Annotated in this window: 6 protein-coding genes and 1 tRNA gene; 2 read left to right on the top strand and 5 right to left on the bottom strand. The window is 70.8% G+C overall.

Features of this window, described 5'->3' with window-relative positions; all coding sequences use genetic code 11:
• Both G6030_RS05030 and G6030_RS05025 read right to left on the bottom strand, forming a co-directional pair.
• On the bottom strand, window positions 1-224 hold a 224-nt coding region (locus G6030_RS05030), incomplete at its 3' end, for an acyl-CoA dehydrogenase family protein (protein ID WP_182642399.1).
• Window positions 225-328: 104 nt separating this feature from the next.
• Complete coding sequence (locus G6030_RS05025) at window positions 329-1,495, bottom strand: acyl-CoA dehydrogenase family protein (RefSeq protein ID WP_182642398.1); 1,167 nt, start codon at window positions 1,493-1,495, stop codon at window positions 329-331.
• Between the two features lie 185 nt (window positions 1,496-1,680).
• Between G6030_RS05025 and G6030_RS05020 the strand changes: the two genes are divergently transcribed.
• A complete protein-coding gene (locus G6030_RS05020; RefSeq protein ID WP_347238582.1) occupies window positions 1,681-2,454 on the top strand; it encodes a helix-turn-helix domain-containing protein in 774 nt (257 codons plus the stop codon).
• Between the two features lie 24 nt (window positions 2,455-2,478).
• Here G6030_RS05020 and G6030_RS05015 read toward each other — a convergent pair whose 3' ends face one another.
• The 3 genes from G6030_RS05015 to G6030_RS05005 all read right to left on the bottom strand — a co-directional run bounded on the left by G6030_RS05015 (window position 2,479) and on the right by G6030_RS05005 (window position 4,889).
• Window positions 2,479-3,282, bottom strand: a complete 804-nt coding sequence (locus G6030_RS05015) for a crotonase/enoyl-CoA hydratase family protein (RefSeq protein WP_182642397.1) — start codon at window positions 3,280-3,282, stop codon at window positions 2,479-2,481.
• A gap of 181 nt (window positions 3,283-3,463) precedes the next feature.
• A tRNA-Thr gene (locus G6030_RS05010) sits at window positions 3,464-3,539 on the bottom strand.
• Window positions 3,540-3,671: 132 nt separating this feature from the next.
• On the bottom strand, window positions 3,672-4,889 hold the full coding sequence (locus G6030_RS05005) for a DNA polymerase III subunit delta' (RefSeq protein WP_182642396.1): 1,218 nt from the start codon (window positions 4,887-4,889) through the stop codon (window positions 3,672-3,674).
• A 72-nt stretch (window positions 4,890-4,961) separates the two neighbouring features.
• Here G6030_RS05005 and G6030_RS05000 point away from each other — a divergent pair.
• The coding region (locus G6030_RS05000) for a HAMP domain-containing protein (RefSeq protein WP_182642395.1) at window positions 4,962-6,084 on the top strand (1,123 nt) is incomplete at its 3' end.

Genomic DNA, 6,084 nt, shown 5'->3' with positions numbered 1-6,084 from the left:
AGGGGCCCGACGACGAGGTCGGTCTCGGCGTAGGGGACGGCCACCCCCGCGGCCGCGGACAGGCGGAGAAGGGCAGCCGCCTCGGCCCAACCGGCGCCGCTGCCACCCGAGGCCTCGGGAGCCGTGAGCCGCCCGAGCCCCACCTCGGTCAGTGTCCGCCACACGGCCGCGGGGTCGGGCTCGACGTCGGGGCCGGAGTGCTCGGCCAGGACGTCGCCCATCATGGCGAGGAGATCCTCGTCGACGGCGAGGTCGGCCGTCGCGGCCTGCTGGTCGGACGTGGCGGCCTGCCGGCCGGTGGTGGTGTGCAGGTCAGTGGTGGCGTGGCTCATCGCATCCCCAGTCCCCGCGCGATCACGCCGCGCAGAATCTCGTTGGTCCCGCCGCGCAGCGTGAAGCCGGGGCGCTGATGGAGTCCGGCGCGGAGCAGGTCGGTCAGCTCGGACGATGCCGGGCCGCCCTCGCCCGGCCGGAACTCGTCGCCGAGTCCGGTGGAGACCGCGTCGACGAGGTCCCCCTCCGTGGTGGTGCCGAGCAGCTTGACCAGCGCGGCGGCGGTATCGGCCGCCTCACCTCGCTGGAGCGCGCCGGCGATGTTCTGGCTCAGCGCGTGCAGGCCGGCCATCCGCGCCACCGACCGGCCCAGGTCCGCGCGGGCGGGCAGCGCTCCCTCCGCGACCGCCCCGATCTCGGCGGCGAGCAGGCGGAACGAGGACAGGAACCGCTCGGGGCCGCTGCGCTCGAAGGCGAGCTCGGAGTTGACCTGCTCCCAGCCGTTGCCGAGGGTGCCGAACACCATGGCGTCGGGGACGAACACCTCGTCGAGGATCACCTCGTTGAAGTGGTGGTCGCCCGACAGCGACACGATCGGCCGGATGGTCACGCCCTCGCTGCGCAGATCCACGATGAACTGGCTCAGGCCCGCGTGGCGGTTCGTGGTGTCGAGGGGCTCGGTCCGGCAGAGGGCGATGAACGCCTCGGCGTGCTGGGCGCCGGACGTCCACACCTTGGTGCCGGTGATCGACCAGCCGCCGTCGACCTTCACGCCCTTCGTGCGGACGCTGGCGAGGTCGGAGCCCGAGTCCGGCTCGCTCATCCCGATGCCGAAGCAGCACTCGCCCGCCGCGATCCGGGGCAGGTACTCGCGCTTCTGCTCCTCGGTGCCGTAGCGCAGCAGCGACGGGGCGATCTGCCGGTCGGCGACCCACTGCGCTGCCACCGGTGCGCCCACGGAGAGCAGTTCCTCGGTGACGACGAAGCGCTCGAGGAACGTACGACCGCGACCGCCGTACTCGGTGGGGATCGTCATCCCGACCCATCCACGCTCGGCCAGTCGGCGCGTGAAGTCCTCGTCCCACCGGGTCAGCCAGGTGTCGATCCACGGGGTCAGTCGCCCCGCCGCGATCTCGTCCGCGAGGAAGGCACGGACCTCCGCCCGCAGGGCGGTCATCTCCTCCGACGCCAGGGTCGTGGGTGGGGCGAGCGCGGTCCTCATCGGTGCTCCTCGGGGGTCGGGATGCGATGGCCGGGGTCGAGCGGTCAGGCCCGGCGACTGGCGCCGATAGTGATCGGCGCCACGTGGACAGCATCGCACGCGCACGACCTTTACGCAATGGCGGAATACGGTACGTGTCTATGGATCGTTGGGTCGCGTTCCAGGACGCCGGATACTGTTACCTCATGACGGAGAGCGAGACGACGGGTGGCGACTCCGCCAGCGCTGCCGGCCGGGCCACCGAACGACCACGCCACCGGATGGTCGACCGGGTCGCCGCGATCATGGAACTGGTCGCACGCTCCGGCTCGGGGATGACGCTGACCGCGGTGGCCAAGGCCCTCGACGCGCCCATCAGCTCGACCCAGGGGCTCCTCAACGGCCTGGTCGCCGTCGGATATCTCGACGAGCGGAACCGGGTCTACACGCTCGGCACAGCTCCGTACCTGCTCAACGTCATCGCCGGGCGACCGCCCGTCACCTCGGTGACACACGAGCAACTGGAGGCGCTGCACTCACAGACCGGCCTCACGACGACTCTGTCGACGGATGTCGGCGACGACCTGTTCTACGTGGACTTCGTCTCCTCCGACCCGCACTACGCGTACCTCGCGGAGAACAAACTGCGTCGCTCCCTGCTGCGGACCTCGTCCGGGTGGCTGCTCCTCGCGGACCGCGAGCGGCGGGACGTGTGGGCCTACCTCAACTCCCGGCCCCGCGAGGACGCCGAGTACGTCGACCGGTTCCTCGCCGCCCTCGACGACCTGATCGACACCGGGGTCTGCCGCGCGCCCGGGGTGGCCGTCGACGGCGGGGACGGGGTCTCCGTCGCACTGCGCGAGCGCGGCCGCACCATCGCGACGGTCGGCGTGATCGGCAGCCGAACCGAGATCCTCGCCCGCAAGGACGAACTCGCGAGCGCGTGCCTCGAGCACGCGACCTCGTGGGGCCTCCGGTAGCCGAGGACCCACGGCAGCCGCCGGCTACCGCCCCTCGTACCGACCGGCGCGCTTCTCCCCGAATGCGGCGAGCGCCTCGCGGTGATCCTCGGTGTGGTGGGCCAGAGCCTGCATCGCCGCGGACAGCTCGAGCAGCGACTCCAGCGACTGGTGCTGGGACTCGCGGAGCAGCCGCTTGGCCATCCGCACCGAGTGCGGCGGGTTCTTGGCCACCCGCGCCGCGAGACCGCGAGCCGCTTCCATGAGATCGTCGGGGTCGACCACCTGGTTGACCAGGCCCCACTCGGCGGCCTGCTCGGCCTGCACCCGGTCGCCGGTGAGTGCCATCTCCGCCGCACGCGCCGGGCCGATCGCCTTGGTGAGCAGCCAGGCCCCACCGTCGCCGGGGATGATCCCCAGCTGGACGAAGCTCTCCGCGAACCACGCCCTGGTCGACGCCACCCGCAGGTCGCACATCACCGCGAGATCGCAGCCCGCGCCGACCGCCGGCCCGTTGACCGCGGCGACCACCGGGACCTCGCAGTGGTACAGGGCGCGCGGGATCCGCTGGATGCCGTGGCGGTAGCCGTCGCGGAGCTGATACGGGGAGCCGCCGAACATGCCGGCCCGGTCGGCCATGTCCTTCACGTTGCCGCCCGCCGAGAACGCCGACCCCGCGCCGGTGAGCACCACGGCGCGCACATCGTGATCGGCGTTGACCACCGCGACCTGCTCACAGAGCGCGTCGACGATGGCCGGATCCGAGATGGGGTTGCGGGTCTCCGGCAGGTTCAGGGTCCACGTCTCGATGTGGTCGGCTCGCTCGACGAGCAGGGGCGCTGAGGCCATGAGGGGACTTCCTTCGTAATCGCGGGAACCGGCTCGCTATCTAACTACGTAAACCGTTATCCGACAGTATCGACCCGGCCCGTCACCGTCAACGCTCAGCTCCGTTGCCCAGCCGATCGAGTGCACGGTACCGAACGACGAAACCCCGGCCTGGAGGGCCGGGGTTTCGAGGAGTTCTCTGTGGAGCCGCGTGTCGGAATCGAACCGACGACCTTTTCATTACGAGTGAAATGCTCTACCGACTGAGCTAACGCGGCGAGCCCTTGTGGGGCGACGCAACTATATCCGACGGACCCCTGAGCCGAAAAACGGCCTGCGCCCGAGCACCTCCGCCGGCGCTTCCGCCGGCAGTCCCCGACCGTTCCGCGGGGCCACTACAGCCCGGCGGCTCAGGACCCGAGAGCAGCGGAGATCGCCCCGACCATCGCGGACACCGCGAACTTCGGTTTGACGTTGACCTCGATAGCGGCCCGGCAGTCCTGCACCGCCTCGATCGCCTTGAGGATCGAGGCGGCCGGGTAGTGCCCTCCGAGGCGTGCGGCCTCCTCGGACTTGTCGGGGTGGACGGCCGTGACGTCGCGGGCACCGAGCGCGACCATGAGTGCATCCCGGTAGAAGCCGGCCAGGTCGACCAGGGCGAGGTCCAGCGAATCACGGGTGGAGCGGGTCCGCCGCGACTTCTGCGCGCGTTCGAGTTCCTTGACCGCGCCCGTCGCCCCGCGGCCGGCGGACGCGGTGCCCTTACCGGTGCCGCCGGCGCCGAGGGCGGTGCGCAGTTCCTCGACCTCTCGCTCGTCCGACTCGCTGTTGCGCGCCAGCGCCTCCTGCTCGGCGGAGCTGACGAGCCGGCTCGCGAGCGGGAAGGCCCGACCGGGGTTGTGCATGACCATCGGCAGCTGGAGGACGACGTCCCGACGTTCGCGGGTCGCCTCGTCGGTGGCCAGCCACCGCGCCCGCCCCACGTGCCCGGAGGAGACCGAGGCGGCCCACCGCGCGAGATCCGGGTCGATCGCGTCGCCGTCGGCGAGAAGGGCCCGTTCGACCGCCTCGGCGTTCGGCTGGTGCAGCGCGACGTTCCTCGACCGCGAGCGGAGCGTGACCATGATGTCCATCGGATCAGTGGTCGGCGAACACAGCAGGAACACGGTCCGGCTCGGCGGCTCCTCCACCACCTTGAGCAGCGCGTTGCCGGACTGCTCTGTGAGCCGGTCCGCCTCCTCGACCACGACGATCTGCCACCGACCGGTCCCGGGACGGCTGGCCGCGCGGTGGATGGTCTCCTTGACGTCCTTGAGGAGGATGTTCACGCCCTGCGGGGCGAGCAGGTGTACATCGGCATGAGTTCCCGCCAGGACGGTGTGGCACGCGCGGCACCGCCCGCACCCCACCACGTCGGGGTCCTCGCACTGCAGGGCCGCCGCGAACGCCATGGCCGCCACGCTGCGTCCGCTACCCGGCGGACCGGTGAACAACCACGCGTGGACCATCCGCGGATCGGACTCGTCCCAGCCCTGGCCCGGGACGCGGGCACGGGCGGCCATGGCGGCAGCGGTCAGCTCCGCCACGACGTCGGCCTGTCCGGCCAATCGTTCGAACACCCCGGGCATGGCCCCACCTTATCCCCGCGGACCGACACACCTGAGTCCCCACCGGCACCGGCGCGAACTAGGCTTGGACCGATGGAGCGCTGGGTCAGGTTGTTCAGGTGGCTGTGGGCCACCCCCTGGCCCGTGTATGCGCTCACGATGGTGCAGGCCAACATCATCGGCGCGGTCTTCGTGTTCTCGTTTCTGCGCTTCGTGTTGCCGATGGACCGGTTCCTGGACCTCGACGAGTTCCGGTTCCTCAACCAGTACCTCTTCATCGGCTACCTGGTGCTGGCCTTCATCGGCGGCGTCATCGCCTCGACCCTGCTCCTGTTGCCCGTGCTCAGGGTGGACCGCGCGGGGGCGGACTTCGACGGCGCCATCCGTCGCCGCACCCTGCGTCTGCCGTTCCACCAGGCGATCATCTCGGGCACGATGTGGGTGATCGGGACCCTGCTGTTCGCCGCCGTCAACGTCGGACACTCCCCCAGGCTGGCCCTCATCGTGTCGGTGACGAGCCTCCTGGGCGGGAGCACGACCGTCCTCATCTCCTACCTGCAGGCCGAGCGGATCATGCGGCCGATCACCGTGCGCGCGCTGGCCAGCGGCGTGCCGGCCAACCGGCACGTCCCCGGCGTCCGGCGCCGGATCTTCCTGGGCTGGGCGCTGACGACGGTCATCCCGATCGCCGGCATCCTGCTCATCCTCACCGGCCACTGGTTCGGACTGTTCGGTGACGATCCCGGGACCATCCTCGTCGCGCTGGCGGTCCTGGCGAGCGTCGCCGTGATCGCCGGCGCGATCGGCATGGGGCTGGTCTCCGACTCGATCGCCGACCCCGTCCGCGAGATGCAGGCGGGCGTCAGCCGCGTCAAGCAGGGTGACCTCGAGACGCGCGTGACGATCTACGACAGCTCGGAGATCGGCCGCCTCGCGCAGGGCTTCAACGAGATGGTGACCGGCCTGCAGGAGCGCGAGGCGATCCAGGACCTGTTCGGCCGCTACGTCGGCGAGGACGTCGCCCGCAACGCCCTCGAGCGCGGCACCGAGCTCGGTGGACAGGAGCGGGAGGTCGCGGTGCTGTTCGTCGACCTCACCGGGTCGACCGAGTTCGCGGCAGCGCACGAGCCGGCCGAGGTCGTGTCCGTGCTCAACGAGTTCTTCCGGATCGCGGTCGAGGCCGTCGACTCCAACGGCGGGTACATCAACAAGTTCC

It is taken from the genome of Dietzia sp. E1 (assembly GCF_014145015.1).
GTDB classification, from domain to species: Bacteria; Actinomycetota; Actinomycetes; order Mycobacteriales; family Mycobacteriaceae; genus Dietzia; species Dietzia cinnamea_A.
This window is presented reverse-complemented; position numbering and strand designations above follow the sequence as displayed.